General features: G+C 61.2%; 24 protein-coding genes and 1 pseudogene. 4 read left to right on the top strand and 21 right to left on the bottom strand.

Going from position 1 to position 26,017, the window contains the following annotated elements; all coding sequences use genetic code 11:
• Positions 1-2 precede the first annotated feature (2 nt).
• From trbJ to QA640_RS14470, 18 genes and pseudogenes are all read right to left on the bottom strand, one after another.
• Positions 3-737: pseudogene (gene trbJ, locus QA640_RS14555) on the bottom strand (P-type conjugative transfer protein TrbJ).
• Positions 734-3,175: a conjugal transfer protein TrbE gene (gene trbE / locus QA640_RS14550; RefSeq protein WP_283041324.1), complete on the bottom strand. Its 2,442-nt coding sequence runs from the start codon at positions 3,173-3,175 to the stop codon at positions 734-736. Before trbE ends, trbJ begins: the two are co-directional and overlap by 4 nt.
• A gap of 7 nt (positions 3,176-3,182) precedes the next feature.
• Positions 3,183-3,446 (bottom strand): VirB3 family type IV secretion system protein, encoded by a 264-nt coding sequence (locus QA640_RS14545; protein ID WP_283041323.1) that lies wholly within the window; start codon positions 3,444-3,446, stop codon positions 3,183-3,185.
• Positions 3,446-3,772 (bottom strand): TrbC/VirB2 family protein, encoded by a 327-nt coding sequence (locus QA640_RS14540; RefSeq protein WP_283041322.1) that lies wholly within the window; start codon positions 3,770-3,772, stop codon positions 3,446-3,448. Before QA640_RS14540 ends, QA640_RS14545 begins: the two co-directional genes overlap by 1 nt.
• Complete coding sequence (trbB, locus tag QA640_RS14535) at positions 3,769-4,689, bottom strand: P-type conjugative transfer ATPase TrbB (protein WP_283041321.1); 921 nt, start codon at positions 4,687-4,689, stop codon at positions 3,769-3,771. The genes QA640_RS14540 and trbB overlap by 4 nt, the downstream gene beginning before the upstream one ends.
• A 389-nt stretch (positions 4,690-5,078) precedes the next feature.
• A complete protein-coding gene (locus QA640_RS14530) occupies positions 5,079-6,095 on the bottom strand; it encodes an MFS transporter (protein WP_349253722.1) in 1,017 nt (338 codons plus the stop codon).
• Positions 6,096-6,201: 106 nt separating this feature from the next.
• Complete coding sequence (locus QA640_RS14525; RefSeq protein WP_283041320.1) at positions 6,202-6,942, bottom strand: hypothetical protein; 741 nt, start codon at positions 6,940-6,942, stop codon at positions 6,202-6,204.
• A 118-nt stretch (positions 6,943-7,060) separates the two neighbouring features.
• Positions 7,061-7,498 carry a CopG family transcriptional regulator gene (locus QA640_RS14520; RefSeq protein ID WP_283041319.1) on the bottom strand — a complete coding sequence of 146 codons (438 nt, stop codon included), beginning with the start codon at positions 7,496-7,498 and terminating at the stop codon, positions 7,061-7,063.
• Between the two features lie 9 nt (positions 7,499-7,507).
• Positions 7,508-9,508 (bottom strand): conjugal transfer protein TraG, encoded by a 2,001-nt coding sequence (locus QA640_RS14515; protein WP_283041318.1) that lies wholly within the window; start codon positions 9,506-9,508, stop codon positions 7,508-7,510.
• A 111-nt stretch (positions 9,509-9,619) separates the two neighbouring features.
• Positions 9,620-11,371, bottom strand: a complete 1,752-nt coding sequence (locus QA640_RS14510; RefSeq protein WP_283041317.1) for a VirD2 family relaxase/mobilization nuclease — start codon at positions 11,369-11,371, stop codon at positions 9,620-9,622.
• A 247-nt stretch (positions 11,372-11,618) separates the two neighbouring features.
• Positions 11,619-12,212, bottom strand: a complete 594-nt coding sequence (locus QA640_RS14505) for a lytic transglycosylase domain-containing protein (RefSeq protein ID WP_283041316.1) — start codon at positions 12,210-12,212, stop codon at positions 11,619-11,621.
• A 303-nt stretch (positions 12,213-12,515) separates the two neighbouring features.
• Positions 12,516-13,025, bottom strand: a complete 510-nt coding sequence (locus QA640_RS14500; RefSeq protein ID WP_283041315.1) for a S26 family signal peptidase — start codon at positions 13,023-13,025, stop codon at positions 12,516-12,518.
• Positions 13,022-13,486, bottom strand: coding sequence for a DUF2840 domain-containing protein (locus QA640_RS14495; protein ID WP_283041314.1), 465 nt, complete (start codon positions 13,484-13,486; stop codon positions 13,022-13,024). Before QA640_RS14495 ends, QA640_RS14500 begins: the two co-directional genes overlap by 4 nt.
• A 441-nt stretch (positions 13,487-13,927) precedes the next feature.
• Positions 13,928-14,824, bottom strand: coding sequence for a replication initiator protein A (locus QA640_RS14490; RefSeq protein WP_283041313.1), 897 nt, complete (start codon positions 14,822-14,824; stop codon positions 13,928-13,930).
• A gap of 3 nt (positions 14,825-14,827) precedes the next feature.
• Positions 14,828-15,106: a helix-turn-helix domain-containing protein gene (locus QA640_RS14485; protein ID WP_283041312.1), complete on the bottom strand. Its 279-nt coding sequence runs from the start codon at positions 15,104-15,106 to the stop codon at positions 14,828-14,830.
• 159 nt (positions 15,107-15,265) lie between these two features.
• Positions 15,266-15,778, bottom strand: coding sequence for a DUF2285 domain-containing protein (locus QA640_RS14480; protein ID WP_349253721.1), 513 nt, complete (start codon positions 15,776-15,778; stop codon positions 15,266-15,268).
• A 58-nt stretch (positions 15,779-15,836) separates the two neighbouring features.
• Entirely contained in the window at positions 15,837-16,031 is a 195-nt protein-coding gene (locus QA640_RS14475; RefSeq protein WP_283041311.1) for a DUF6499 domain-containing protein, read from the bottom strand.
• A gap of 133 nt (positions 16,032-16,164) precedes the next feature.
• Positions 16,165-16,413 carry a DUF2285 domain-containing protein gene (locus QA640_RS14470; protein ID WP_283041310.1) on the bottom strand — a complete coding sequence of 83 codons (249 nt, stop codon included), beginning with the start codon at positions 16,411-16,413 and terminating at the stop codon, positions 16,165-16,167.
• Between the two features lie 242 nt (positions 16,414-16,655).
• Here QA640_RS14470 and QA640_RS14465 point away from each other — a divergent pair, with 242 nt between their 5' ends.
• Positions 16,656-16,904, top strand: coding sequence for a helix-turn-helix transcriptional regulator (locus QA640_RS14465; RefSeq protein ID WP_283042794.1), 249 nt, complete (start codon positions 16,656-16,658; stop codon positions 16,902-16,904).
• A 475-nt stretch (positions 16,905-17,379) separates the two neighbouring features.
• Here the strand turns inward: QA640_RS14465 and QA640_RS14460 are convergent, their stop codons facing one another.
• Entirely contained in the window at positions 17,380-17,691 is a 312-nt protein-coding gene (locus QA640_RS14460) for a DUF736 domain-containing protein (protein WP_283041309.1), read from the bottom strand.
• 262 nt (positions 17,692-17,953) lie between these two features.
• Here QA640_RS14460 and QA640_RS14455 point away from each other — a divergent pair, with 262 nt between their 5' ends.
• Positions 17,954-18,445, top strand: a complete 492-nt coding sequence (locus tag QA640_RS14455; RefSeq protein ID WP_283041308.1) for a hypothetical protein — start codon at positions 17,954-17,956, stop codon at positions 18,443-18,445.
• A gap of 371 nt (positions 18,446-18,816) precedes the next feature.
• A complete protein-coding gene (locus QA640_RS14450) occupies positions 18,817-20,331 on the top strand; it encodes a Fic family protein (RefSeq protein ID WP_283042793.1) in 1,515 nt (504 codons plus the stop codon).
• Between the two features lie 239 nt (positions 20,332-20,570).
• Here the strand turns inward: QA640_RS14450 and QA640_RS14445 are convergent, their stop codons facing one another.
• Entirely contained in the window at positions 20,571-21,509 is a 939-nt protein-coding gene (locus QA640_RS14445) for a DUF2493 domain-containing protein (RefSeq protein ID WP_283041307.1), read from the bottom strand.
• A gap of 312 nt (positions 21,510-21,821) precedes the next feature.
• Positions 21,822-22,883, bottom strand: a complete 1,062-nt coding sequence (locus QA640_RS14440) for a toprim domain-containing protein (protein ID WP_283041306.1) — start codon at positions 22,881-22,883, stop codon at positions 21,822-21,824.
• A 1,829-nt stretch (positions 22,884-24,712) separates the two neighbouring features.
• Here QA640_RS14440 and QA640_RS14435 point away from each other — a divergent pair.
• Positions 24,713-26,002, top strand: a complete 1,290-nt coding sequence (locus tag QA640_RS14435; protein ID WP_283041305.1) for a hypothetical protein — start codon at positions 24,713-24,715, stop codon at positions 26,000-26,002.
• The last annotated feature ends 15 nt before the right edge of the window (positions 26,003-26,017 follow it).

Genomic DNA, 26,017 nt, shown 5'->3' with positions numbered 1-26,017 from the left:
CATCAGTGAAACATCTGCACGGTTGCGGGTTGGTAGCCTTGCCCCGGCGTTAGAAACCGGCGCAGTTGCTCCCTGCTCTGGTCTTGTGCAACGGCGCGCTGCGCGGACTCCAAGCTCTGAGCTCGTCCCTGTGCGGCAACGACGGCGGAGAGATCAGCGAGCTGCTGGGCCTGCAATCCGAGGAGTTGGTTACCGGCCTGACTTGCCTGGAGTGCGCCAGTCGCGCCTTGGCTCGCGATCACGAGCGCCGACATTTGGGTTCGGCTGGTGTCGAGATTGCCGACAACGGTGGCCTGCATCCGCATCGCGTCCTACAGGCCCGCGACGGCGTTCTGCCAGCGTGCTTGTGCATTGGCCACGAGGGCCCGGTCCGAAGAACTTGACGACGCCGGCGCATAGGTCGTCGAGAACGCTCGATCGATCTGCTGGATGTCGTAGGCAATGCGCTGAGCTTGTCCGAGCAACTGCTGGGTACGCTGGATCGACTGCTCGAGCTGTAACAACGACGAGAACGGCAGGGCCGCCAGGTTCTTCGCCTGGTTGATCAGCATCTGCGCCTGATTTTGCAGTGACGTGATCTGGTTGTTGATCTGCTGCAAGGCGCGCGCGGCGGTCAGCACGTTCTGCGCGTAATTGTTGGGATCGAATACGATCCATTGCGCCGACGACGGCTTGGGGTTGCCGGCAAGAGCGATCGCGATGGCGCCTGCCGCCACGACACGACGGAGGAGACTCATGAGGAAAGCTCCAGGTTAGCGAGGTGTGGGATGAGATCACAAGCCCAGCCGATATTCCTGGCCTGCAGCCAACCGGGCACAAAGTTCTCGCCGCCCTCTTCGACCAGCACCTTCTCGATCAGCGCCTGGTCGGCTTTCGAGGAGGCAGCAGTGAACGCCAGGGCGATCTCACCGAGGCCAAGTTCAAACAGGCGGTTGCCGCGACGCGACTGGCAGTAGTAGTCCCGCTTCGGTATCGCGCGGGCGAGAATCTCGATCTGACGGTCGTTCAGCCCAAAGCGGCGATAGATCGCCGTGATCTGTGGCTCGATGGCGCGATCGTTGGGGAGCAGGATCCGGGTCGGACAGCTCTCGATGATGGCGGGTGCAATTCCCGAGCCGTCGATGTCCGCCAGCGATTGGGTTGCGAAAATGACGGAAGCGTTCTTTTTGCGCAGTGTCTTCAACCACTCGCGAAGCTTTCCCGCAAAGTCCGCGTCATCGAGCGCAAGCCAACCCTCATCGATGATGAGGAGGGTCGGCCGACCATCGAATCGGTCCTCGATCCGGTGAAACAGGTATGACAGGACGGCCGGCGCGACCGATGTACCGATCAAACCGTCAGTTTCGAAGACTTGAACCGAGGCCTCGCCCAGTCGCTCACTTTCGGCATCAAGCAACCGATCGTAGGGACCGCCCAGGCAATAAGGTTGGAGCGCTCGCTTCAAAGGATTCGACTGCAAGAGGACGGAAAGGCCGGTGAGAGTCCGTTCCGGAAGGGGTGCTGAGGCCAGCGACGTCAGGGCCGACCAGACATGATCCTTGACCTCGGGTGTGACCTCGATCCGTTCGCGGGTCAGGATCGAGGCGATCCACTCGGCAGCCCACCCACGTTCTGCGGGATCGTCGATCGCAGCGAAAGGCTGGAGCGAAACATACTCGGACACTTCTCCTGCAACCGCGCCGCCAAGATCATGCCAGTCGCCCCCCATGGCGATCGCGGCCGCCCGGATCGATCCGCCGAAATCGAACGCGAAGATCTGGGACTCCGGATAGCGGCGGAACTGCAAGGCCATCAGCGCCAGGAGCACCGACTTGCCGGCGCCGGTCGGGCCAACAACCAGCGTGTGTCCGACATCGCCGATGTGGAGGGAGAACCGAAACGGGGTCGACCCTTCCGTCTTGGCAAAGAACAGAGTCGGTGCCTTGAAGTGATGGTCCCTCGCCTCTCCCGCCCATACCGCCGAAAGCGGAATCATATGCGCCAGGTTCAAGGTCGAGATGGGAGGCTGACGGACGTTGGCATAGACGTGTCCCGGCAGGCTGCCGAGCCAGGCCTCGACAGCATTCACCGTCTCAATCATGCAGGTGAAATCACGTCCCTGAATCACCTTCTCGACGAGACGCAGTTTTTCGTCGGCGGCACGGGCGTCTCGATCCCAGACGGTGACCGTCGCGGTGACAAAAGCCTCGCCGATCTGATCCGTCCCCAGTTCCTGAAGCGCGGCGTCGGCATCGATGGCCTTGTTGTGCGCATCCGTGTCGAGAAGGCTGGACGCCTCGTTGGTCATCACCTCCTTCAGGATCGCGCCGATCGACTTCCGTTTGGCGAACCATTGGCGACGACTCTTGGTGAGAAGCTTTGTGGCATCCGTTTTGTCGAGCATGATCGCCCGGGTCGACCAGCGGTACGGAAAGGCAAGACGGTTGAGATCGTCGAGGATTCCCGGCGTGGTCGCCGTCGGGAATCCCACGACCGTCAGAACGCGCACGTGGGCTTCGCCCAGCGTCGGCTCAAGACCACCGGTCAGGGGCTGATCGGCGAGCAGCGCATCGAGATACATGGGGATCTCTGGCACGCGTATCCGATGCCGCCTGGTCGAAACGGTCGAGTGCAGGTAGGTCAGCGTCGCCTCATCATCGAGCCAGGCGCATTCCGGCATAAATCCTTCGATGAGCTGGATTACGCGGTTGGTCCGGTCGATAAACCCACTCAGGACCTCCCGTGCATCAGCGTCGACGGTGCGGCTGCTATTCTCGTAGAGCAACCGTTCTGCCATCGCGGCACCCTCCTCTGGCGGGAGGTAGAGGAACGTCAGGTAGTAGCTCGAGTCATAGTGGCTGCCTGATTCCTCGAACTGGGCTCTCCGCTCCGCGTCGACCAGGGCAGATGCAACGTCGGGAAATGTGCTCTGCGGGTAGGCGCCCGCGGAGTGCCGCTGTGCCTCGACAAAGATGGCCCATCCAGATCCAAGGCGGCGAAGCGCATTGTTCAGACGACCAGCGACCGCGACGAGTTCGGCCGGCACTGCGCTGTCGAGATCTGGTCCCCGAAATTTTGCGGTCCGCTGGAACGAACCGTCCTTGTTGAGGACAATTCCCTCATCAACCAGCGCAGCCCACGGAAGAAAGTCCGCCAGACGCGTCATTGAGCGTCGGTATTCGGCAAGGTTCATCATGGAGGACTCACAGGCTGAGGTGACCGGGGATGCGGACGTGTCGGCGCACGACCTCGACGAAGGCGGGATCGCGTTTGGTGGCCCAGACGGCGACCATGTGGCCGACGAACCAGAGGAGAAGACCTGCCAACCAAAGGCGCAGACCGAGGCCAAGCGCCGCGGCCAAGGTGCTGTTGAGGATGGCAACCGATCGCGGCGCACCGCCCATCAGGATCGGTTCGGTCAGGGCCCGATGCACGGGCGCAACAAAGCCTGTGATCTGCCCTTCCATCAGATCACCACACCGCCGCCAAATGAGAAGAAGGACAGGAAGAAGCTCGAGGCGGCAAAGGCGATTGACAGGCCGAAGACAATCTGGACCAGCCGGCGGAAACCGCCCGATGTGTCGCCGAAGGCGAGCGACAAGCCTGTCACGATGATGATGATGACGGCGATGATCTTGGCGACGGGACCTTCGACCGATTGCAGGATCTGGTTGAGGGGCTGCTCCCACGGCATGTTGGAGCCTGCGGCCCACGCGGGGCCGGCAATCAGGCAGTACCCGGTGAATGCTCCGACCGAAAGGATGATCCTTCCGCAAAACAAACGACAATTCATAGCTGGTCTCCCATTGGTGAAAGGCTGTAGTCGCCGGCGGGTCCGAGCCCGGTTACACGGGCCAGTTCTGCAAGCCGGCGATCGGCACCACGGCCGACGAGCACGGCGATGACGTTGATGGTTTCGGAGATGAGAGCGCGGGGGACCGTGACGACGGCTTCCTGGATGAGCTGCTCGAGCCGGCGTAATGCACCGAGCGCCGTGCCGGCATGGATGGTGCCGATACCGCCGGGGTGCCCGGTCCCCCAGGCTTTGAGAAGATCGAGCGCTTCTGCCCCGCGGACTTCGCCGATCGGAATGCGGTCAGGCCGCAGCCGCAGCGACGAGCGCACGAGATCGGAGAGCGAGATCACATTATCCCGCGTACGCAAGGCGACGAGGTTCGGCGCCTTGCACTGAAGCTCTCGGGTATCTTCGATGAGGACGACGCGGTCTGCAGTCTTGGCGACTTCCGCAAGCAGCGCGTTCGTCAGCGTCGTCTTGCCGGTCGAGGTGCCCCCGGCGACCAAGATGTTCTTGCGAGCGGTGACGGCGCCGCGTAGCGCATCGGCCTGATCGGAGGCCATGATCCCCGCCGCGACGTAGTCATCAAGCGAGAACACGGCGATCGCGGGTTTGCGGATCGCGAATGCTGGAGCGGCGACGACCGGCGGCAGCAAGCCTTCGAAGCGTTCACCCGTCTCGGGCAACTCGGCCGACACGCGCGGCGCGCCAGCGTGGACCTCATGACCAACATGATGGGCAACCAACCGGACGATGCGCTCCCCGTCGGAAGCGGACAGGCTCTCGCCGGTATCGATGAGGCCGTTTGATAACCGGTCGATCCACAACCGGCCATCGGGGTTGAGCATCACTTCAACAATTGACGGGTCTTCCAGAAAGCGTGCGATGGCGGGGCCAAGCGCCGTACGCAGCATGCGTGCCCCACGCGAGATCGCCTCTGACTGAAGAGAATGGATTGGCACCGCCGTCCCCCAACGACTGAGGGCAAATCGAGCGCCTCAGATGGGGATCATTAGAAAAGGCAGGAGACCGATCAGTTCAACGAGAGGCTCACTGCGTTCGCAGCCTGGCGTAGAAAAAGAAAGATGATTGATGCCCGAGAGAGGGCGCGCACGAGCTCTGCCGCATGCAAGACGAGCGCCCGAACGCGTGACATTCGGAATGACGTTACCATTCCGCACACTCGTGCGCGTCGATGATCGAGATTTCGGCAGGTGGAACTTCAACCGAGTCCACATGTCCTGAGCGGTGATGCAAGAGGGTTCTGACAATCCACGCACCCAATTCTCGTGTCCAGGGAACGCTAAACCAAGCCAGCGCCGCGGCTTGAACCGCAACGCTCAACCCAAAGGCAACCTGATAGGATATCAGCGGATAGTGCCCATCTTGAACGGTCCATTGCTGCAATATGAATCCAGTTCCGGATTGAATCGCGAAGGCCCATCCGAAATGCAAGAGGTTCAGGCAGCCATTCGCTCGCGCGGCGAGCTCGATTGGAAAGTATCCCGATGCCACGTCTTCGCAACCGGTCGGCAATTGAACCCAACAGCAACGCGCCGACGCATATGCCGATCGCCATGGCGAACAATTGGGTCACCAAGGCTTCGCGGTTCAGTCCCTCGACGTCCGTGAGCCAGGGCGCGGCCCACAATGCCTGCAACGACCAGGCGGTCCCAACGCAGCTCGCGGAAAGAGGCGCAATTCGCCAGAACTGTCGATTTGTGAAGATCGCTTGCAGCCGGAGCCCCGCCGGTCGTGCTTGTCGTGCGATCCCGCTCTCCGGAACGGCTAGAAAGATCAAAAGGGCGACTGCGAGCGTTATGATCGCTAAAACCTCGAATAGTCCATGCCAACCCATCCAGTGCAGCAACCATTCGGCGGGTTGGGTTGCTGTCACCGCTCCCAAAGCACCCAGCATGATCATATGGCCGTTCATCCGCGCGACCCGCTCTCTCGGAAACCAGAGAACGATTGCTTTTAGGCCAGACATCAATGCGGCTGCGACGCCGAGTCCAATCATCGCGCGGGCGAGCAGGAGGGACGGGAAACTGGTCGAAGCACCGAACAGAGCGGCACCTAAGGACGCGACCAGCAACAAGCGGCTCTGAACCCGGCACGGACCAAAACGATCCAACAGGATTCCGATCGGAATCTGGGCGGCTCCAAAGATCAGGAAATACACTGATGTCAGCAGCCCGATACTGCCGGCGTCCAGACCCAGGTCGACCGCCAGAGGTTCAGAAATGAGCGTATTGATCGTACGGAATAGATAGGAGAGATAGTAGCCTGCCGCGAACGGCAGAAAAACACCCAGGATCAACCGCCATTTTGGAAGCCGACTGGAGACATCCGACTCCGGGAATCCGGGTACGGCAGACCGGACGAGCGGGATCTGGCCTGCCCTCCTTCCGGCCGCCTCAGCCGAGTCAACACAACGCGTTTGGCAAATGTCGAAAGTTGGGGTGGCTGCCGTCCTCCTGGACGGCAGCCGTTTGCTCGGATTCCACATTTCGCTCGACGTCGGCGAGAACCTCATTCTGATCTTCCGAACGACTGGGCGCGGCTTCCCCATCGCTCTCAGGCGGAGAGACGGCGCGCTCGGTCGCGCCGAGACGGGCGATAGTCTCCCGCATCAACGGCTGTCCAGAGCGCACGCGCCGGTCAACCTGCTCGGCCAAGGCCTTGAACCGCCGATAGCCCAGCACACACGCATCGCGCTGTTGCGATGGGGGCATCGGCGGCGTCACCGTGAGGTGATAACGGGCGTGCAACGCGACCGTCTCGGCGACGATCGCAAGTTCGCTCTCCAGGCGTTCAATCTGATCGCCGATCCGATGCAAGGCCTCGTGAACCACGCCTTCCACTGGCGGAGCCGGGCTCAGGAAACGTTCGAGAGCTTCCTCCACGACCATGCTCTTGCCGGCACCCGGCTGGCCGGTTGCAGCTTCCAAGCGCTCGAAAATCGTCTCGGAGAGCTGAACACTGACTCTTCTGGTTCGGGGAGTCTCACTTGGGATCGACGAGGCGTTCGCCTCCTCAGTCTGATCCAAACTCAAGTTGACCTGTCCACGTCGTTCGTTGTCGGTTGTCATGATCTCCCGCTCCCCGTGCAACTGAATCGATCGGTGCAGCTCGCGCTCGCGATCAGCGAGGCGATATCCGATCATCGTGAAAGCCGTCTTCAATGCCGGCAGGGTGACAGAAGGGGCAGTCCCGTTTTTGCTTCAACCGCACAGGCATCGATGTCGTAGTCTGGCGTAGCGAAAGAAAGAATCGGCAGACCGATCAGGCGTGATCAGGTTTGTCGGCCGGCCGAACGCGCGGCTCGACGTCCAAGATGAGTTCCTGCGCGAGGCTCTGGCCTCGGGCGAGCCGGCGGCCCAAAGCTTCGACGAACCCTTCATAGCGCTCGCGGCCTTTGGCCTGCGCAGCAGGTTGTGCGGTATCCGGCAAAGGCGGCGTCGCCGTCAGCCAGAAGCGGACGAACAACGCCAGCGCTTCATTCGAAATTGTCACGTGACGCTCGAGACGCTCGACCTGGCGCGTCAGCCGGTCCAACCGCCGGCCGAGGGCCGCTTCCATGCGCTCGGAACCATCCGGGGAGAGGAATGATGACAGTGCCGATTCGACAACGAGGGCCTGTGGCACCCGCTTCCGGTTGGCATAGTCCGCCAACTGGCTGGCGAGATCGGGTGGCAGGCGAAATGTATGCTTGGTCCGCATCATTTCACCTTAGAGATCAAGGCCATCATCGGGATCCATCGCCGCCTGGCGGGCTACGCCTGCCACCGCCCGGCGCAGTTCACCTGCACGCTGGATGTCATCATCGGAATCCTCATCGGTGAATTCGAACTCGGTCTTCACGGGAGTCCGCTCTGGCACCACGTCTTCATGCACGGGAAGCTCCGGCTCCCGCCTGATGCCACCATTGGTGGGATCGTCGATGGATCCAGTTTGCTGTTCTTGAACCTTTGGCTTCTGCGTGTCGCGCGGGGTGACCGCCAGGGGCAATTTGCTCCAGTCATCCTTTGGAGGCCGAACATGGGTCTCCACCCCACTTGACGAGGCTGGCGGAAGCACCCGCTCCCGAAACCGCGGGTCTTCGTAATAGCGCGCCTTCTTCGCGCGGATCGGGGGGCACCCTGAAATCAGAACCAATTCATCGTCCGGTGGTAATTGCATCACCTCGCCAGGCGTCAGAAGCGGACGTGCCGTCTCCTGCCGCGACACCATGAGGTGACCGAGCCAGGGGCTTAGCCTGTGTCCGGCATAGTTCTTCATGGCGCGCAATTCGGTCGCGGTTCCCAGCGCCTCTGACACGCGCCGCGCGGTCCGTTCGTCATTGGTGGCGAAGGACACGCGAACATGGCAGTTGTCCAGGATCGAATTGTTCGGGCCATAGGCCTTCTCGATCTGGTTGAGGGACTGGGCGATCAAGAAGCTCTTGAGCCCGTAGCCCGCCATGAACGCGAGTGCGGACTCGAAGAAATCCAACCTACCAAGGGCCGGAAACTCGTCGAGCATCAAGAGCACACGATGCTGGCGCCCCTTGGCATTCAAATCTTCCGTCAAGCGACGGCCGATCTGATTGAGGATCAGTCGTACCAGCGGCTTGGTCCGGCTGATGTCGGAGGGTGGCACCACCAGATAGAGCGTGGTCGGCAGGTCTGCCTCCACCAGGTCGCGGATCCGCCAGTCGCTGTGGCGCGTGACCTGCGCCACAACCGGATCGCGGTAGAGCCCAAGAAACGACATCGCGGTGGAAAGCACGCCAGAGCGTTCGTTTTCGCTCTTGTTCAGGAGCTCGCGAGCCGCGGAGGCGATCACCGGATGAACGCCGGCATCGCCAAGATGGGCCGCCGACATCATCGCGCGCAAGGTCGCCTCAATCGGGCGCTTGGGATCCGACAGGAATTTTGCGACGCCAGCCAGGGTCTTGTCCTGCTCGGCGTAGAGGACGTGCAGGATCGCGCCGACCAGCAGGGAATGACTGGTCTTCTCCCAATGGCTACGCCGTTCCAAGGCACCTTCCGGATCGACCAACACGTCGGCGATGTTTTGGACGTCCCGAACTTCCCACTCGCCGCGACGGACCTCCAGGAGGGGATTGTAGGCCGCCGAGTTGCGGTTGGTGGGATCAAACAGCAGCACCTTTCCATGGCGGGCGCGGAAGCCGGAGGTCAGATGCCAATTCTCGCCCTTGATGTCATGGACAATGCAACTGCCCGGCCATGTCAGAAGCGTCGGCACCACAAGGCCGACGCCCTTGCCCGACCGCGTCGGTGCGAAGCAGAGGACGTGCTCGGGTCCATCATGTCGAAGGTAGTTGCGATCAAACCGGCCGAGCACGACGCCGTCTGGACCCAAGAGCTGCGCGCTACGGATTTCATTCTGCAGCGCCCATCGGGCCGAACCAAAGGTGGCTGCGGTCTGCGCCTCCTTCGCGCGCCAGATCGACATTCCGAAGGCGACAATGATCGAGATCACTCCGCCGGACGCCGCGATGCAGGCCCCCTCGGCGAAGATTCTTGGGGCGTAGGCATCGTATGCGTACCACCACCAGAAGAAGGCGGGCGGAAGGTAGATGGGCATGCCGAGCTCAAACCAGGGGGACCCAAGTCGCGGCTGAAATCCGAGCCTCCAGGCAACCCATTGCGTCGCTGCCCACGTGGTGATGAGCACGATGGCAAGGACAAGCGTGATCTGGCCCCAAAGCACTTTGGTCGTCGACATGGCCGGGATGCAGCAGGGCTATCCGCGCGACATCAAGGACAAGAAGCCCACAAGGGTGCGTTGTGCGGTTCCCGCGCAGAAATCGGACAGATCAGGATCCGGTCTATACCGCTAGAGGCCTAGTCCGCGCTTACGACCAAAATCCCAATCGATCCTGCCGCCTGGCATCATGACGCCGGTCACCTGCTTTCCAAGATGCTGCTCCAGGGCTGGCCGCCACGGCACGAGTTGAAAACCGAGCCCATCATCGATCATGGCAAAGCGCCCCGAGGCGAGGGTCACTCGTTGCCTGTAGATGCCCGAAATAGAATCGCCCTCAGCAGTCAAACGGTGGTCAAGCCCCGTTTCGGCCCCAAGCTTGGCTCCGGCCTCCTGCAACTCCCGACGCCGCAACGTCGCGAGCAAGTCGCGTGCGAACACCACGCGCGGTCCCTGCCGGCGGGCCAGCCCCTGCTCCACGAGATGATCGGTGCGCGCTTCCATTGCTTCCCGCACCTCGGCACCAAAACCGGCGCGACTGAGCGGCGGATCCTTGGTAAGGAGCTGGCGATCGAGCCAGGTGCTGCCGTTCGCCGCCACCTGCTCTTCGATGGACAGATCCGAGCGGATGGCGAGCGATACCCGCCGGCGTCCATTCGCATCATCATAGACGCGCGCCTCGACGATGGCGCCGGCGGGCGCATCGCCGGTCATGTCGATATCGCCAAAGCGCAGGTGGTGCGTGCGTCCGTCGATGCCGGCGACGATCGCGTAAGCGGTCCCCTTAAGCTCATCGTCGAGCCCGCGTTGGACAAGGCGGCCGAGAATCGGATCGCTGGGCGCTTCGCCGTGCAGGGCAAAGGTGCCGACGTCTGGCTCGCGACCGTTACCACTCAAGGCCTGGTGCATCGTCTTGATGATGTCACCGCGCATGCCTAGCTGGCGAAGTGTCTGTTCAAGACCAGGTTTCAGGGTCCAACAGGCGGGGCCGGCAGGCTCTGCCAGGCCGAGGCGCTCAAGCTTGGCGGCCCTGCCGATCAAGAGCCGGCGTAGTTCGGGATCTCTGACATCTTGGCTCGGCCTAAGGTCTGCTACGCCGCCGGACGCGTCGGAGACGTCGCGTAGCGCCCGGTCGAGGCTGGTCCAGCGCTCCGCATCCACCTCTCGTTCGAGGCTCGTGCGAATCTCGTGCTCGCTGCGCGGCCCCAGCTCGAGCGTAACTCGGTCGGCCGCCCGATCACGGAAGCCCCGGCTGATATACTCGCGACTGATCACGAGGTCCTGACCGTCGTCAGCACGCCCGCGGATGAGGACGTGGACATGCGGGTTGTCCGTATTCCAGTGATCTACCGCGATCCAGTCGAGCCTGGTTCCGAGATCTTTGTCGACGTCGCGCATCAGCTCGCGCGTGAACGCTTTGAGGTCACCGAGCGCCGCCCCGTCCTCCGGGGAAATGATGAACCGGAAATGATGGCGATCATCTTCGCAGCGCTCGGCGAAGGCACGCTCGTCTGCCGCATCGGAGGCCGCGTCAAACATACGGGGGTCTTCGCCATCGCGTGTGACGCCATCGCGCTTGAGATACGCGAGGTGCTTGGGCAGCGGCGCCGATCGAAAGCGCGAGCCCTTGTGACGCACGACGCGTGCTTTCGTCACCACGCGCCGTGCATTCGAGCGCAGGCGGATCGAGACCGCCGCGCGTCGGCCACGACCGAACTGAGAGCGGCTGCGCACCTGGCTTGGTCGGAAACTGTTGCCGACGTGTCCCGCCTTCTTCGCGGACCGCATCACCTCACCGACGAAGGTCTGGGGCCGCTTAGCCCCACGGTTGCCGTGGTGGATGCGTCCGGGGCGAATGCGCAGGTCGTCGTCGCGCGCCGTCACGACACGAAACCTTGCCCTGGCGTAGGTGTCTGGCGCGAGAAAGGTTGATTTCGTTCGATGAATTGCGAAAAGCGCCGGCAGAGGGCACCGCCGGCATGACCAAATCCTCGAACCCAACCAACCACATAGGCCGGACCGACGGCCGGCCTTTTCCCTTGCCATCCCCGGTCGGCCATCCCCTACGTCCTCCATCCAACTGCCGAACGTACGAAAACATTCGACAACCTCCGACAGAGCGCGAGTGCGATCATCTTGATGATCCCGCGCTTGAAAACTGCACAAACAGGCCAGTCGCACGAGGTATCAACGCAGACACATCCGCGTTGGGCATCTCCCCGGAGCGACCAATCTGTCGTGCAATCGTTGCCGAGCGATTGCCAGCGGAAGAACTCGTCGACGGCCCCACCGAGGGCGCGTCTCGCAACCGAGAAGCAGCGGGCACGGTAAGCGGAGCTCCGGATTGCCCGCGCTCGATTCCAATCTCCGATTGGATCGTTCGGACGTAGACCAACGTCTCTTCGGGCAGCCGACGGCCTGTTGCCAAGAGCTGCTCGTAGCGGCCCGGGCCTGCGTTGTAGGCAGCAAGGAACCCTTCTAAGCCGAAGCGGTCGAGCATCTCGCGTAGGTAGGCCGTCCCTGCCAAAATGTTCTCACGGGGATCAAAAGGATCGGAGCTGAACTCGTAGCGAACGCTGAGTTCGACCCAGGTCTCTGGCATGATCTGCATCAAGCCAAGCGCACCCCGAGGCGATATCGCCTGCGCATTGCCGCCACTTTCGACTTTCATCACGGTGCGGATCCAGTGTTCCGGGATCGCAAACCGGCGAGATGCCTCGGTCACAAATGGCGCGTATGGGGCGACTGGCAGGATCTCCGGCGAAGGCGCAGCCGATAAGTTTTCGGCTGTCGTAGGGCAATTCGACTGTCATCAACGCGGCGATAAGGCCGACTACAACTGTGAGCGATGGGAGTCGTGTGGCTGAAGTCGCGGCTGCCCAGCACATCGCACAGAAGTGGCGGCCTCGCCGTGGCTCCGAAGCGCCGCTATACACGCTGGGCTTCGGGGAATTGCCCGAGAAGGGGAAAGGCTGTCGCGAGCGGCAAGACGGAAGAGGTGCAACTGAACGAAGCGAGATCGGCATGCTCACTCCTCCTTGGTCCAGATCGGAAGCGCATGGCCAATGACCGCAGATGCGGGGATGGGCCCGAAATACCGACCGTCCATTGAGTCGACCGACTGCCAATTCATGACGAAGATCTCGCCGGCGTCGATAACGCGGCACCCCTGCCAGCTTGGCAATGGCCGGCCGCGGCTATCGCGTTCGCGGGCTTGCCCCATCTCGATGCTATCGACCGTGATTGTGAGCCCGCTCCTGCAGACGGTCTGTCCCGGCAATGCCAGGACTCGCTTGAGCATGGGCACGCCGGTCGGCAGATAGCCGTTCCAGTCGAGAAAGCTCGCAAGCGGCTCCGGCGTTTGAATTGCCACGAGCTCAGTGACCGTTAGTTGCTTGGCGGGTTGCAAACGATACAGACCGAGCGGAACGCTCTCTGAGACGTTCCAGATGTAGGAAGGAGGAGTCTCGTCGATCGTAGCGAGCACAAGGGCTAGAGCTCCAAGACTCATGGCGATGGTGCACATTCGGTTGGTCATGACCCTACCCTCCGCCGATGCAGCCACGCCTGGTGACGGGCGCGGGTGTAGCCTCTTGGCGTCTCGTTGACGGAGAGACGGTTGTGCACGTGATGCCAATAGTCGGGAGCGACGTCAGCCGGATCGATTCCGAGCGCCTCGACGGCGTCGATGAGCTGCAGGACGCGCTCGACCTTCGGCCAGCCGGACAATCGCAGCAGGCTCTCGCCGCCGGGACTGACCCAAGGGACAGTCGAGTAGCGTCGACCAGGCTCCGCCGCGCGCAGAATATCGACGCGTGAGAGCACTGTACCGAAGTCGTTGGAGGTCCAACGGACGAACGCGAACATGCTGCCGGGTACGAATGAGAGGACGCGCCGATGACGATCAACGATCTGTTCGCGAACTGGATGGCCGAACCGGATCCGGTTTTCGATCCGCTTTTCGACCCACATAAGCTCGACGGTCGTGACGTCATTCATGTTGCAGCTCCATATCGCGAGGAGGATAGAGGTCTAGGCCGTAGATCGCAGATGCATTCGATGCGCCGATGAACCGCTCTGGCGTCGGCCGGGACAACGGAAAGCCTCGTGTTATCTCTCCTGCACAGCGTTTGACTGCGCGTGGAAGTCGGCGCTGGCGAGAGGCGGATCTGCACGTGATCCAGCTGGAGGCGAGCGGCTCGAGTTCGCTAATCGAGGAGCGGGCTCGCAAAGGCCCGCACCCGTTCGCGAGACCTTGTGCACCGACATGCGGGATGTTCGGTTCCGTTAGAAAGAATCCGAAGAATTCCAAGTTAGGAAAGTTAAGAGAGCAGGAAATGCTTGCGCAGCAAAGTGTTGGCCAGGATTTTGGTTCCTGATAGCACCAGGACCCAGTCCCCGATGGCACGATAGTCTTGGTCCCCGATAGCACGAGTTGATTCACAGCTTATCCCCCGGCTCACGGACGGCTCGCTCACGCGGTGGTGCTGCAAAGGGATCGATGAGGGCGGGCGCAAAGTTGAGTCGCTCGCTGCCGCTTGGATCGCACGTGATGACCAGTTGGTAACCGGGCAGCGTTTGGCAACGAACGATCTGGCGCAGGTCGTACGCAAAATGTTTGAGCGGCGACAAGCTGCCGGACTTCGCATGAAGGTGCACGATATCGAAGCTCGAGGCGCCTTCCTGGCGGCCACCGTGCTTGCGCACGAGGCGATAGAGCCACCGCTCCAACCCGCCCGTGAGGTCGAAATACGCGCGGTCGATAGTAAGGACGAGGGCTTCGTTCAGGACGCCGGTGTAGAACCAATCTGGCAGAATGAGCTCCAGCCCGCGGGGCTGGCCGTGCAAGTCTGCCGTTTCTTTCCATTCATTGATCCAGGAGAAACGATGCCGCCGGCGTTCCGTCGGCTGGCGGATTGATGTCATTACAGTGGTCGACTGCAGCCGGTCGAGCGCAGCCTTGAGGCGGTCGTAATCACGCACGCTGGTGCCACGGCCGACGAACGTCAGGATCTCGTAGGGCGTTGCGGCCATCAGCCTGGACGTCTTCGGCCCGGCATCGCGTGCTTCGACAATCTGCGAAGCAGCCCAGATCAGGACGTCGGCATCCCAGATTGTCGCCATGCCGTGTTCTGGCACGGCTTCGACACGAATCGAGATCGTTCCCACGTGGAAATCGATCGGCATGATCCGCTTGGACTTCGCCAACGAAAAGAACGGATAAGCCATCAGGTCCTGTGCGTCGCGCGGCGCAAGATCGCCGGGAAGCGCACGGAATAGATCGAGTTGATCGCGCTCGGAGCGACGGCGGTGTGCAGATGATTTGCTGTCAGACATGGATCAGCGCCGCTCTTTGCCCGCATAGGGAATGGGGACGTGCCGCTTTGCGGGCAACACCCCGCCGCCTCCGGGATCGCTGGTTGACGTCTTGGCGCCACGATCGACCCACGCCTTTAGGTCATCGACCGCATAGACGACACGACCGCCGAGCTTGCGGTAGGTGGGGCCCGTGCCGTAGGTGCGATGCTTCTCCAAGGTGCGGCCGGATAGGCCGAGAAATCGCGCGGCTTCGGGCGTGCGCAGGTATCGCGGCGGCAAGCCGGCGTTCGGATCGGACATTTGAAGGGCTCCGTGATCATCTGGCGCGCTGTCGACTTGCAGCGCGCGTCGACGGTCATGATGGCGGAGTGGACCTGCGTAGGGGGATGCCGAACATGAGGGGATCGATTTTCGATACCCTGCCGCGGATGGGACGCTTCGGAAGATGATCTACCGAATTCACTTTGCTCGTCCCAGCAGCGCGCGATAGCCCCCGCGCATCATCGACACCCCTGTTTGAACCAAGCGTATCGTGCGGTTGCGCAAGTCGAAGGTCTTCCAGCCTCGCTCGGGAACCCGCTGTCGCCCGAACAATTCGATTGCGATGTCGCGATAGCTATGTCCTTCCAGCCAGCCATCCAGTGCGCGCATGGCGAGGATCAGCCGCTGTCGTCGCTGCACCGAAAGTGCAAGAAGAGATGGCCCGGTTGGGCGCCGTTCGAGCGCCAACCAAAGTCGAAGTGCCGCGCGCGCTCGAACGTCGAAATCGGAATCGAATTGCAGCTCGACAGCGATGGGCGAACCGATCGCCGGCAGGTCTTGCAGCCACAGGCGGTGATTCGTGCCTCCGAGCGGCAGGATGGCATGCCATCCGTCCGCCGCATGACGAAGCTCACCACGGCGCAGCATCTTCAAGTCGAGATTGTACCGCTTGGAATCCGAAGGCGCGACCACAGTCCGGAGTCTCAGCACGGTGGACAGAGTCTCGGGCGACCAGAAGATTGACTGCTGATCGAAAGGCTTTTGCGGGTCAGCTGCGAAAAGACAACCCCCATTGTTGCCGGAAATCGTCGCTCACTTCGCTGGATCGCTGCGCGCCGGTCAGGCCCTTATAGGCCTCCTGGTACTCGCCATCGCGGCGAAGCCACTCCCATGCAATGTCCATTGTCTCTGCTCCATAGACACTGTCATAGGCAGACTCTGATCTCCAGTCGAAGGCTGACATCGTAACTCATTCCCCACTTTACGAGTGCAAGGAATTGCAGCACGACGAATGTGACAATTTAAGGTTGTATCGCGCACGCCGATCTGCCTTTGCTATCGGCGACATAAAAAATCACGTTTATTTCAAACGAAATTCATCTTTCGTCCTTCGGCCCCTTCTGCAGTAAGTGACGATAGCCATGGCGCGCGGCCCACTTTGCACGTGCCAGATGACTCTCGAAACTGCGCCGAGCGCGATCCGGCTCGAGGGTGGGATCGAGGTGAAGGACGATCCGCGCGACCTCGCGCCAGTCGGCGTTTCCTGCATCGGCGTCAAGGAGACGCATATACGTAACGGCATGTTGCTCGTCGTAGGACGTCAGCCTCGGCTCGTCGGGGGCCAAATTCGCAACTTCTGGACTACGCGGCGGCACAGCATGAAACTCCTATGGTCCTAGAAGCTTCGATCCAGCGAATCCTGACTGCATCTCAATCATTGTCGTATCGCTCTGCCCACTGGTCCACAGGTTTTCTGCATACCAGAGATGAAATATTCTTCGGGTAGCGACGTCGAGGCGCTTTGATCCTCACGTTTGTAGAGAATACTCCGTGGAGAAATACTCTTCAAGGCGCTGCCTTCTCGGCTATGAAGGTCCGAGAGGTTTTGGCGCTGAATGTGCGGAAGCTTCGGCAGGCAAAAGGCTTGTCGCAGGAAGAGTTGGCGCATCGCGCAAAAATAGATCGCACTTATGTCAGCTCGATCGAAAGATGCCGCTATTCCGCCGGCGTGGATGTGGTGGATCGCCTTGCGCGGGTTCTCGGGGTTGAAGCATCCGATCTGCTAACGCGTCCCACCCCGGACAGAAAAAAGGGACGGAGTTCGACTCCTGCTTAAAGTAAGCCTGCGCTTGGGCGGGCATTTACCTCGCCAAAGGCGAGCGAAGAATCGTCAGCCGCTAACGCTGGAAGAGAAATGCAACTGCTGGCCGGCACGGGCTCGGTTTTGGCGGCAACTCGCGGCACACGGCGCAGGATCGCCAGGTGGCTCCCAACGAATCAGCCCGTAGGCCAACGATAGGCCCGTGAGGAGCATCCCGATTGGAACAGGGATCACCCGCCTGACAAGGGCGCGCCGAAGGCTGTGCGTCTACACGCGCCTGACGACGACGTCGTCATGAAGATCTCTTGCGCGGAAGCCCGGGGATACCGCTCCGGCCGGCACGAAATCGTGCTTCACCCTTGCCCGCGCGAGGGCAGAGCCCTTAGCAATCTCTTCAAAGAAAAATGCGCTTCTGCTTCCTTCCAAAGCGGCGCAAGAAATGCAAAAATGCCCCGCCTCCGAGGAGGCGGGGCTGACGATCCCGAAGGGATCAGTCGCCGTTGCGGCGAGACCAGATCAGGGTGAAGCCCTCGTCGCCTTCGACCTTCACCAGCGAGGCGTAAATCGGGGCCGGGAAGCTCGGATCGTCTAGCTTGACAGAGAGGTATTCGCGATCGGTTTCGCGAGCGGTCTTCTTCCAGGCCGCGCCGAACTCGACCACGCCGGCGAAGATGCGGTAGTCGGGCGCCTTGTCGTTGTCCTTCTCGGATGCGACGAACCGTGCCTTGGTGTTCAGCGTCAGCGTCTTGATGAAACCGATGAAGCCGTTGTCCGATGCAGTGAAGGTGCCGATGGTAGCCATGGTAGTCTCCGTTTGTTGCTCGGGCCGCGCCCATCGCAGCCTCGATGGCGATCCATGGCCCGGGGAGCGATCGGCCCGCAGCCTTCAGGCCCGCAGCGCCAGCGGAGGACGGCGATAAACCTGCTTTTTTGTCTCCCGCGAGGAATGCCGCCACTTCGCGGCAGGGGAAAAAAGCAGGCGCAGCCGTTGCGGGAAGGCGATCGAGGCTCTTGCCGGCCCTCGGGCCTGATCAGCCCATTCGAGGTTGCGTTGGACGCGAGCCATGAACGAACTGACGCAAATTACCATGGCGCGCGGTACCGATGCTGCACAAGGACGCGGCTCGATTGATCGGATACATGATGACGACTGCGCATCAACGGCCAGAAAGACGCACCTCCGCAAACGCTGGCGACTGCAATCGTATTCCCGCGTGCTTGATCGAAGGGGTTTGGAGTTACCCGCCCAATTGCGATCCCAACACCGCCGTCATCGCACGATCAAAGCGCCCGGACTTAGCTACATCGTCGCGGATAAAAGCAGAGCAACCTGCAAACCCTTGGCTGCAGCAGAAGGCGCTGATCTGAAGGACCATGCCCCTCATCCGCGTCGGGACTTCTCGACCAGTCGCAGCTTTGCATGCATCGAAAACGGCCGCGCGCCGGTTAGGTGCGCGTCCGAATTTTTTGAACTTGCCGAGGCAGCTCACGCGGCCTCAGCTCAAGTGTTACTCCGCAGCTTGCGAGTAGGCTTCAGCTTGCGCGCTTCGCGGTGACAGCGCCGCAAGGGCCGCCCGCAAACAGCGCAGTGAGAAACAGCGCAGTCGTGAGATTGGGTGGTTTGCTTTCTTTCGATCTGGCCGTCTTCAAACTCCGGAGGTGTGGCGGCTCTGGAGGTCACTGCCGTCTTAGAGCAACGCGCGTGCGGCACGCTCGATATCGCGGGCCGATGGCTGGTGCCATGGGAGACTGGATGCCGGATGCGCAAGGGGAATGGCGGTGAAGAATTTTCACAAGATTTGTATTGAGAGATCATTTTTCATGTAATATTTAGACTTGGACGGCTTTTTTGGCTTCTGCGAAGAAAATTCAGGAAACGGCGCCATTTTTCAGGAAGATTACCGTGCGCGCACGATTTTCAGGACCAGTGAGCGTTTTTCACAACCGGCGGTTGCCCGAGACGGCTGTTCCGGCGGGCTACGCCGCCCTGATCGACGCCTACAATCTGCCTGTCCCGGTTCCCCGTATGCTTTCGGCGATCGGCACCAAGCACCGCATCCTTGAGCAAGACGATTGGCACATTTATACGCCGCGCCATGCGCCTGAGGCCTCGCTTGAGGCGCACCTGACATTTGCGCTCAAGTACGAGGGCTTGGATCTCGCCCTCCTGAAGCGGCTTTTCCTCGCGGTCAAGGACGAAGACGTCGCCGAGATTGTGCGGCAGAAGCCTACGGGGATCTACACGCGCCGCATCTGGTTCTTGTACGAATGGCTGCTTGGCCGCGAGTTGAAGCTGCCTACCGCGGACAAAGTCTCTTATGTGGATGCTGTCGACACCGACATCCAGTTCGCAGGCGCGGGGCAGAATTCGGCTCGGCATCGCGTTCGCAACAACCTTCCCGGCACGCCGGAATTTTGTCCGCTCGTCTTTAAGACTTCTGCGCTGAACGAATTCATCGCCCAGGACTGGAAAGAGCGCGCGCGCGCCGTCGTGAGCCAAGTGCCGAAGGATCTGCTTGCCCGCGCTGCAGCGTTCCTTTTGCTCAAGGACTCGAAGTCCAGCTATGTGATCGAAGGACAACGGCCCGCGCAGGATCGTATCCAGCGATGGGGCCGCGCCATCGGCGAAGCGGGCCGCGCACCGTTGGACGAGCAGGAATTTCCTCGCCTGCAGAGGATTGTGATCGAAGACGAGCGTTTCGTGAAGCTTGGCTTCCGCAAGGATAGCGGTTTCGTCGGCGAGCACGACCGCGACACGCAGCGCCCCATTCCGGACCATATCAGCGCGCGGCATGAAGACATCGCTTCGCTCATGGCCGGATTGATCGCGTTTGATCATAGCGCCGAGAACGACCTCGATGCCGTTGTCGCGGCGGCCGTGCTCGCGTTCGGGTTCGTGTACATCCACCCATTTGAGGATGGCAACGGGCGTATTCATCGCTATCTGATGCACCATGTTCTCGCACGTCGGGGGTTCAACCCGGCGGGCGTGCATTTTCCTGTGTCCTCGGCCATCCTCGATCGTATCGCCGAGTACAAGAGCGTACTTGAGAGCTATTCGGGCAGGTTGCTCCCCTGCATCCGATGGGAGGTGACGCCAAGCGGCAATGTCAAGGTTCTCAACGATACGGCAGACTTCTACCGGTTCTTCGATGCGACGCCGCACGCGGAGTTTCTGTACGCCTGCGTGCGTCAGACGATAGAGCGGGATCTTCCGAACGAAACCAGCTTCCTTCTCAGCTTCGATACGTTCCGCGCCGGCCTCGAGAACATGATCGACATGCCGGAGCGGACGCTGAACAATCTATTCGGCTTCCTCAGAAAAAATCAGGGCAAGCTGTCGAAGCGCGCGCGAGACAATGAATTCGCTGCGTTTACCGAGGACGAGATCACAAAGATTGAACAACTGTACGCCGATTCGTTCGGCCAAAGCGGAGAGTGACTGACGGTACGTCGGATTAGGCCAGGGGTGCGTCTTGCGACGATATCTCTATCAGCTCGACATTTCGATCCGAGCGGCTCTGGATCCGGCACTGGCAAAGAAAGACACTTCTCTGCGCCGCAATTAGATCTATAGGGCGACGCGCGATGAAAACGCGAGACGAACAATTCGCATGAAATGCTCTTGATGAGCGGGCTGGCGACATCCGAGTTGCCCGCGAGAGTCGAGTAGAACGGCGCTCACGCGCCGTCCTTGCCAAATTTCCAGACCGGGATGCCGAGTTTCTTCGCCTTGTCTGCGAGGTTGTCCTGTATGCCTGTTCCCGGAAACTGCATGAGCCCGATTGGCATGACCGCCAGCATGGCGTCGTTGCGTTTGAATGGTGCCGCCTTGGCATGCTTCGTCCAGTCCGGTTTGAAGGTGATCTGCGGTACCCTGCGATTGCTAGCCCATTTTGCGGCGATCAATTCAGCACCTTTCGGCGAGCCGCCGTGGAGCAGAACCATGTCGGGATGTTTCGCGTGAACCTTGTCGAGCCGGTCCCAGACGAGCGCAACGTCGTTGAAATCGAGCCCGCCGGTGAGCGCGATCTTCGGCCCGGCTGGCACCATCACCTCGATTTCGGCTCGACGCTTGCCAGCGAGGAAGTCGCGGCTGTCGATCATAGCGGCGGTGAGCGTGCCATGGTTGACGACTGATCCAGAGCGCGGCCGCCAGAGCAAGCCGGTGTGGACTTCGAAGCATTCGGCAGCCTGGTCGCGAAAGAGTTCCATGGCGTTGCGGCGCTCGATGAGCGTGATGCCTTCGGCGGTGAGCCGTTCGAGTACGACAGATCGCACCTCCGAGCCGTTTTGCTCGCGTTGGCTCTTCTGCTGCGCCTGCTCGTTTGCGTCGAGCCCGCGTTCGATGCGGTCCACCGCGCGGTGGAAGAGATTGACGCTCGACCAGAGTAGGTCATCAAGGTCCGGTTCGAGCCGCGTGTCACTCAGTGTCGAGACGAGCGCATCGAAGATGTCGGCGACAGCCCCTGCGATCGCCTTCCCTTCGGGAAGCGGCCTTGGATCGGGTTCATCCTGCAAGGGGCGGTAGCCATAGAGCTGAAGCTCGTTGAGGACGTGATCGGTTGCGGATGCAGCGTGCGGCGGTTCGAAATCGGTGTCGTCGTGGTCGGTCGTCATGGGTGAGGCCCTTTGCCGGATCGGCCGCGCCCATCGCGGCCTTCGTGGCGATCACCTGCGGCGGGCGGAAAGGACCAGAACCCGAAGCTAAAGCGAAGGGCCGAAGCGACAGCGGAGGATGGCAGAGTTGCGGCTATTTTGCTTCGCGATGCAAAGGCGCGAGGAGCGCCGGCGGAAAATAGCCGGATCGCAGCCATTGCAGGGCCGCACCCGCCTGCCGTCCGATCGCCCTCTAGATGGCCAGGGGCGCGACTCTGTCCGGCGGCCGCGGCATCAGTGACCGATCGCGACGGCCTCTGAAACGACCCACGTTCAATCCCTCTCGGCAGCCATCAAGGACATGAAGCGCACGACGTCCTGCGGAGCGAGTTGTGCGCGCAAGGCCTCACGAAGCTCATCGACGCCGAAGCTGCGTAGATCCTCGTTGAAATCCCCAAGCCGGGGCGACAACGGTATGGCCTCGATACTGGCGCCCAAGGCACGTTCGGTCAGGGTAGCTACCGCGAAGTCGCCTGCCGAATCGCGATCGCGCGCGACGTAGAGTCGACGCAGCCGCAGCGGAAGCAGCAGGGCAGCAACATGGTTTGCGGAAAGCGCGGCAGCCATTGGCAGCGTTGGGGCTGCGCAGCGGAGCGACAGCATGGTCTCGATGCCCTCTCCCGCCACAAGCACGTCATCAGCCGCCCCGAATCGAACCGCGTTACCGAGAAGATCACCCATGGCCCGTCGCGGTGTATCGATTGGCGCCTTACCCAGGAGCACAGCATTGAAGCCATTGGGATCGAGCCAGGTGCGATGCGCGCCGGTGATCCGACCATCAAGATCTGTGACGCCGGCGATCAATGCCGGCCGGATCTCGGTGGGCGCGTCCCCATGGGGTCGGTAGTAGCAACGTGGGTGGAAGCGCAGCACACTATCGTCATGTGTCCTTGAAATGCCCCGATTCCGCAAATAAACCTCTGCGAGAGTCCCTGCGACTGGCTGCGATATGGCAAAGAGCCGCCGGGCCGCCTCGGGCGAACCGGCCAGTGCTCTGCTGTGCGCAAGCTTCGGCGACGGAGCGCGGTCCGAGCGAGGCGAGTTGAGAAAGCGGCGCGCCTCATCTGCCACGTCGCGGAAGTCGAGGAGCCCACAGCTTTCGCGAATGACATCGAGCAAGTCCCCGTGCTCGCCCGTTGCAGCGTCGGTCCATTTCCCGGCCGGCCCCTTGGAGGACTGCTTCAATCGGACGAACATCGAGCGCCCCGGCGTGTTGCGGGCGTCGCCGACCTGCCAATAACGGCCTTGACGCCGACCGTTCGAAAGATAGTGACGGCACACCGCCTCGGCCTCGCGCGCAAGCCGGTGCGCCAGTTCGGAAGCGTCGCGTGCCATCACGCGGCCTCCCGCTCGCCGATGTGCTCAACCGGATGGCGCGCCAGCACCGGCCGGTTGAAGGTAATGTCGCGGGTTCGGGACATAGTGCTTTTTTGGACAGCTTTCGCCATTTCGATTCTCCACGGCGGGCAGCCAAGAGCCTCTCTCTCGGCTTTCAACCCGTCGCGGAAATCCACCCACCCCTCTCACTCTTCTTCCGAGCCGAGCCGCGTCCTTCAAGCCGCCTCATACTCCCCACGCGGCCACGACGCAGATCGTTCGGGCTTTGATGGCAGACCAGGAAGGCATTGTAGGGCGCACCTTCTGGCTGCAACGCAGCCACAATGAATGCCGAGCAAGCGGAGGCGCGCGACGGCGGGCGAAAAGGAAGCAGCCGCAGGAGCGTCAGCATAGCGCCGCCGTTGAGCGGGACGCGGGACCGACTGCAGTCTCGAGACCGGTTAAGAAGGCACCCGCAGGAGGGTTAGCATAGCGCCGGCGCGGAACGCGACAGAACCCGGGACCGAGTGCCTCCGGCGAGAGACACATATTGCGCGTGAGGGATCGAAGCCGTCGGCCGAGACGCAGCGCGGCTCGGTTCACGAGAGCCTGTTGCGGCAAATGCTGCACGCGCAAAGAGGCGGGTCAAAATTGTCTCAGCGGCAGCGATTGCTTCATGGCGGCGATACCCCTGATCGCAACCTCGCGAATACTTACGAACTTCAGCTGAGCACCAGGAGAAATCCATCTACCGCCGAGGCACGTAGGATGCGGACCATTCCGACAAAGAGAAGACTTGCTGCGGTTTCCAATGCGGGTTGAGCAACAAGTTTGTCGGATTGAGCGCTGATAATCCATCAGATTCAGCTGACTCTCAGTCAGAGGGCGAGGATGGGCGTTGGAGCGCCAACAGCTTGCATCCGTCCTGTTGGATTGGCTATTCATAGATCTGCGGGAGCCGAAGCGCTTCGCTACTTGCCGATCAATTTCGCCGCGCATCGGCGCAATTGCGCTCCGACCGCCAGATCGAACTTCGCACTCAGCTAAGCCGTGTTGCTCGTACCGGCGTTTAGGCGGGCCGGGAGTTGGTCCGGCAAGTGTGGCCATTTGGTAACGCAGCTAGTGATCCGCATGACAAGCGTCCTACAAGACCCGCGTCCTAGGTGACGGTGCTCTTGACGGCCCAGATACGGCTCAGGTGCCGGCATTCCAAAAACGGGACAGCGAAGCGCTGCCGTCGTCTGCGCCGCCTTGCGGCCAGCGTTCTGATCGAACTCGACTTGCGACCATCCGCGCGCGACTATGATCGTCTCTGCTAGCTACATCGCCCGTCCTATTTTCACGCCACGCTAACCGATTCTCAGACGGATTCTCTGCTCTCCTTTTCTCTGACGCCGTCTTGCTTGCAAAATCGAAGGTGCCGTTGACAAGACCACGCGGAACTATGCTCGCAAGGGGTACAAGAAAGACTGAGTGCAAGATGAACCAGCTAAATCGGTACCTTCGCGTCTTGCACAGGGCAGGAGCCTGTCAAAAGTTCTCACTACTGATGGCACAGCCTTGACACCTGCGCTCATGGCAATGCGCCCTGCCCCTCCTGCTCGTTATCCGCCCATCGGCACCTGGCCTGCACTCATGCGCGCCGATATGGCCGCTGCCTACCTCGATTATCGCGATACAGGTGAACTCGCACGCGCCGTTAGGCGCGGCGAGGCACCACCTCCCATTGGCTATCGCGGAACTGGACGCGCGAGACAGCCAATTTGGTCGAAGGCCGCTATCGATAACTTCGCAGCCCCCGTGAGAACAATGGATCCAGATAGATCGGAAAACTTGGTATCTCTCGTATGAAGTCATCCCGTGGATCAAGGCTTCCGCGCTACTGCCGACAAATTCCATTGAAGAGTGGTGGATGGGCATACTTCTTTGAGCCGCCGACCTGGGCCCGCAAGCAGGGCTGCCACGTCAAGGCTGAAGCATTGGGGGAGGACTACGCTGCAGCCGTCGAGCGAGCGGAGAATATCTTACTTCCAGCCTTCGACAGTTGGCGTTCTAGAGGTTTGACCGACATGGTTCCGCCTTCTCCTGTGCCCGGCACGTTCGATTGGCTGATCGGTATCTTCGAAACCCACCAGAAATGGAGGGAGATCGATCACAACACACAGCGTTTATATAGGCAGGGACTTGCCCTCTTTGCCAACCACACGCTGAAGGACGGGAGCCGCGCGGGCTCCAAGCAACTCTCTGATTTTACGAAGGGATTCGTTGACGCAATCTACGCAAAACTGCTCTTTGTGGAGCACAGGGACGGATGTGGTAACGTCGTCAAGCGCGAGCGTCGCCGCTTTGCGAATGCAGCCATGGCCTCTTGCAGGCGCGCTTGGTTTGTTGGGCAGCGTGCTCAAGAAGCGAAAGTGCCGGCTATCAATCCATTTTCGCGAATGGGGCTGAAGACCCGTGCGCCTGGCCAGCCTACCCGCCAGACGCCCACGGCGACTTGGGACGAACTCGTAGCCTTCAGGGCAGTGGCGAAGAAACTCGGATACCGCTCCGTCGGAACGGCCGCGCTATTGACATGGGAGTGGCTGCAACGCGAAGAGCACGTATTCGGCGCCTTCGAGATCTCGCACTATCGGCCAAATGAGCGGCCAAACAGCGTAAGGATTGTGCATCCGAAAAACGGCGAGGAAGCCTGGTGGCCACTATTCGACGAAATGGGCGAGCCTCTCTTCCCCGAACTGATGGCGGAGCTCGATGCCATCAAGGGAAACGTGATCTCGGGGCTGGTCTTCCGGCGGGATCACGAACATCGCAGGTCGCCCGACCCGCTCCCATGGATCACAGACCGCAAGGACCTGCGCTATTTGCGGCGTGTCGTAAAAAAGATCGTGGCTGCAGCTGGGCTTCGAAGTGAACTCTCTTTTACCTCGTTCCGTCACGGTGGTTTCACTGAAGGTGCAGACAGCGATCTCACGGATGCTGAATTACGGGCCGCTGGCCGCCACCGCTCGGCTCGCCAATTGCCCACCTACGCCAAGCGCACGCGCAAACAGCTGATCGCAGGCTCCAAGAAGCGCCGTGAGGAGCGAGCAAAAGCAGCCTTTGTCGGAATTGCCGCTACTCACCAGCAAGACTGACGGCCCGAGCATTGA

Origin of the sequence: Bradyrhizobium sp. CB82 (genome assembly GCF_029714405.1) — a bacterium.
Taxonomy (GTDB): Bacteria; Pseudomonadota; Alphaproteobacteria; order Rhizobiales; family Xanthobacteraceae; genus Bradyrhizobium.
Note: the sequence above shows the minus strand (reverse complement) of the source record. Positions and strands in the feature narration are given on the sequence as shown.

Excerpts from the sequence above, each read along its gene's own strand:
- trbE (WP_283041324.1), bottom strand. The coding sequence starts at position 3,175 with ATGATGAACCTTGCCGAATACCGACGCTCAATGACGCGTCTGGCGGAC.
- QA640_RS14545 (WP_283041323.1), bottom strand. The coding sequence starts at position 3,446 with ATGGAAGGGCAGATCACAGGCTTTGTTGCGCCCGTGCATCGGGCCCTG.
- QA640_RS14540 (WP_283041322.1), bottom strand. The coding sequence starts at position 3,772 with ATGAATTGTCGTTTGTTTTGCGGAAGGATCATCCTTTCGGTCGGAGCA.
- trbB (WP_283041321.1), bottom strand. The coding sequence starts at position 4,689 with ATGCTGCGTACGGCGCTTGGCCCCGCCATCGCACGCTTTCTGGAAGAC.
- QA640_RS14525 (WP_283041320.1), bottom strand. The coding sequence starts at position 6,942 with ATGATCGGATATCGCCTCGCTGATCGCGAGCGCGAGCTGCACCGATCG.
- QA640_RS14520 (WP_283041319.1), bottom strand. The coding sequence starts at position 7,498 with ATGCGGACCAAGCATACATTTCGCCTGCCACCCGATCTCGCCAGCCAG.
- QA640_RS14515 (WP_283041318.1), bottom strand. The coding sequence starts at position 9,508 with ATGTCGACGACCAAAGTGCTTTGGGGCCAGATCACGCTTGTCCTTGCC.
- QA640_RS14500 (WP_283041315.1), bottom strand. The coding sequence starts at position 13,025 with ATGACCAACCGAATGTGCACCATCGCCATGAGTCTTGGAGCTCTAGCC.
- QA640_RS14495 (WP_283041314.1), bottom strand. The coding sequence starts at position 13,486 with ATGAATGACGTCACGACCGTCGAGCTTATGTGGGTCGAAAAGCGGATC.
- QA640_RS14490 (WP_283041313.1), bottom strand. The coding sequence starts at position 14,824 with ATGTCTGACAGCAAATCATCTGCACACCGCCGTCGCTCCGAGCGCGAT.
- QA640_RS14485 (WP_283041312.1), bottom strand. The coding sequence starts at position 15,106 with ATGTCCGATCCGAACGCCGGCTTGCCGCCGCGATACCTGCGCACGCCC.
- QA640_RS14475 (WP_283041311.1), bottom strand. The coding sequence starts at position 16,031 with ATGTCAGCCTTCGACTGGAGATCAGAGTCTGCCTATGACAGTGTCTAT.
- QA640_RS14465 (WP_283042794.1), top strand. The coding sequence starts at position 16,656 with ATGAAGGTCCGAGAGGTTTTGGCGCTGAATGTGCGGAAGCTTCGGCAG.
- QA640_RS14460 (WP_283041309.1), bottom strand. The coding sequence starts at position 17,691 with ATGGCTACCATCGGCACCTTCACTGCATCGGACAACGGCTTCATCGGT.
- QA640_RS14455 (WP_283041308.1), top strand. The coding sequence starts at position 17,954 with ATGAACGAACTGACGCAAATTACCATGGCGCGCGGTACCGATGCTGCA.
- QA640_RS14445 (WP_283041307.1), bottom strand. The coding sequence starts at position 21,509 with ATGACGACCGACCACGACGACACCGATTTCGAACCGCCGCACGCTGCA.
- QA640_RS14440 (WP_283041306.1), bottom strand. The coding sequence starts at position 22,883 with ATGGCACGCGACGCTTCCGAACTGGCGCACCGGCTTGCGCGCGAGGCC.
- QA640_RS14435 (WP_283041305.1), top strand. The coding sequence starts at position 24,713 with ATGAAGTCATCCCGTGGATCAAGGCTTCCGCGCTACTGCCGACAAATT.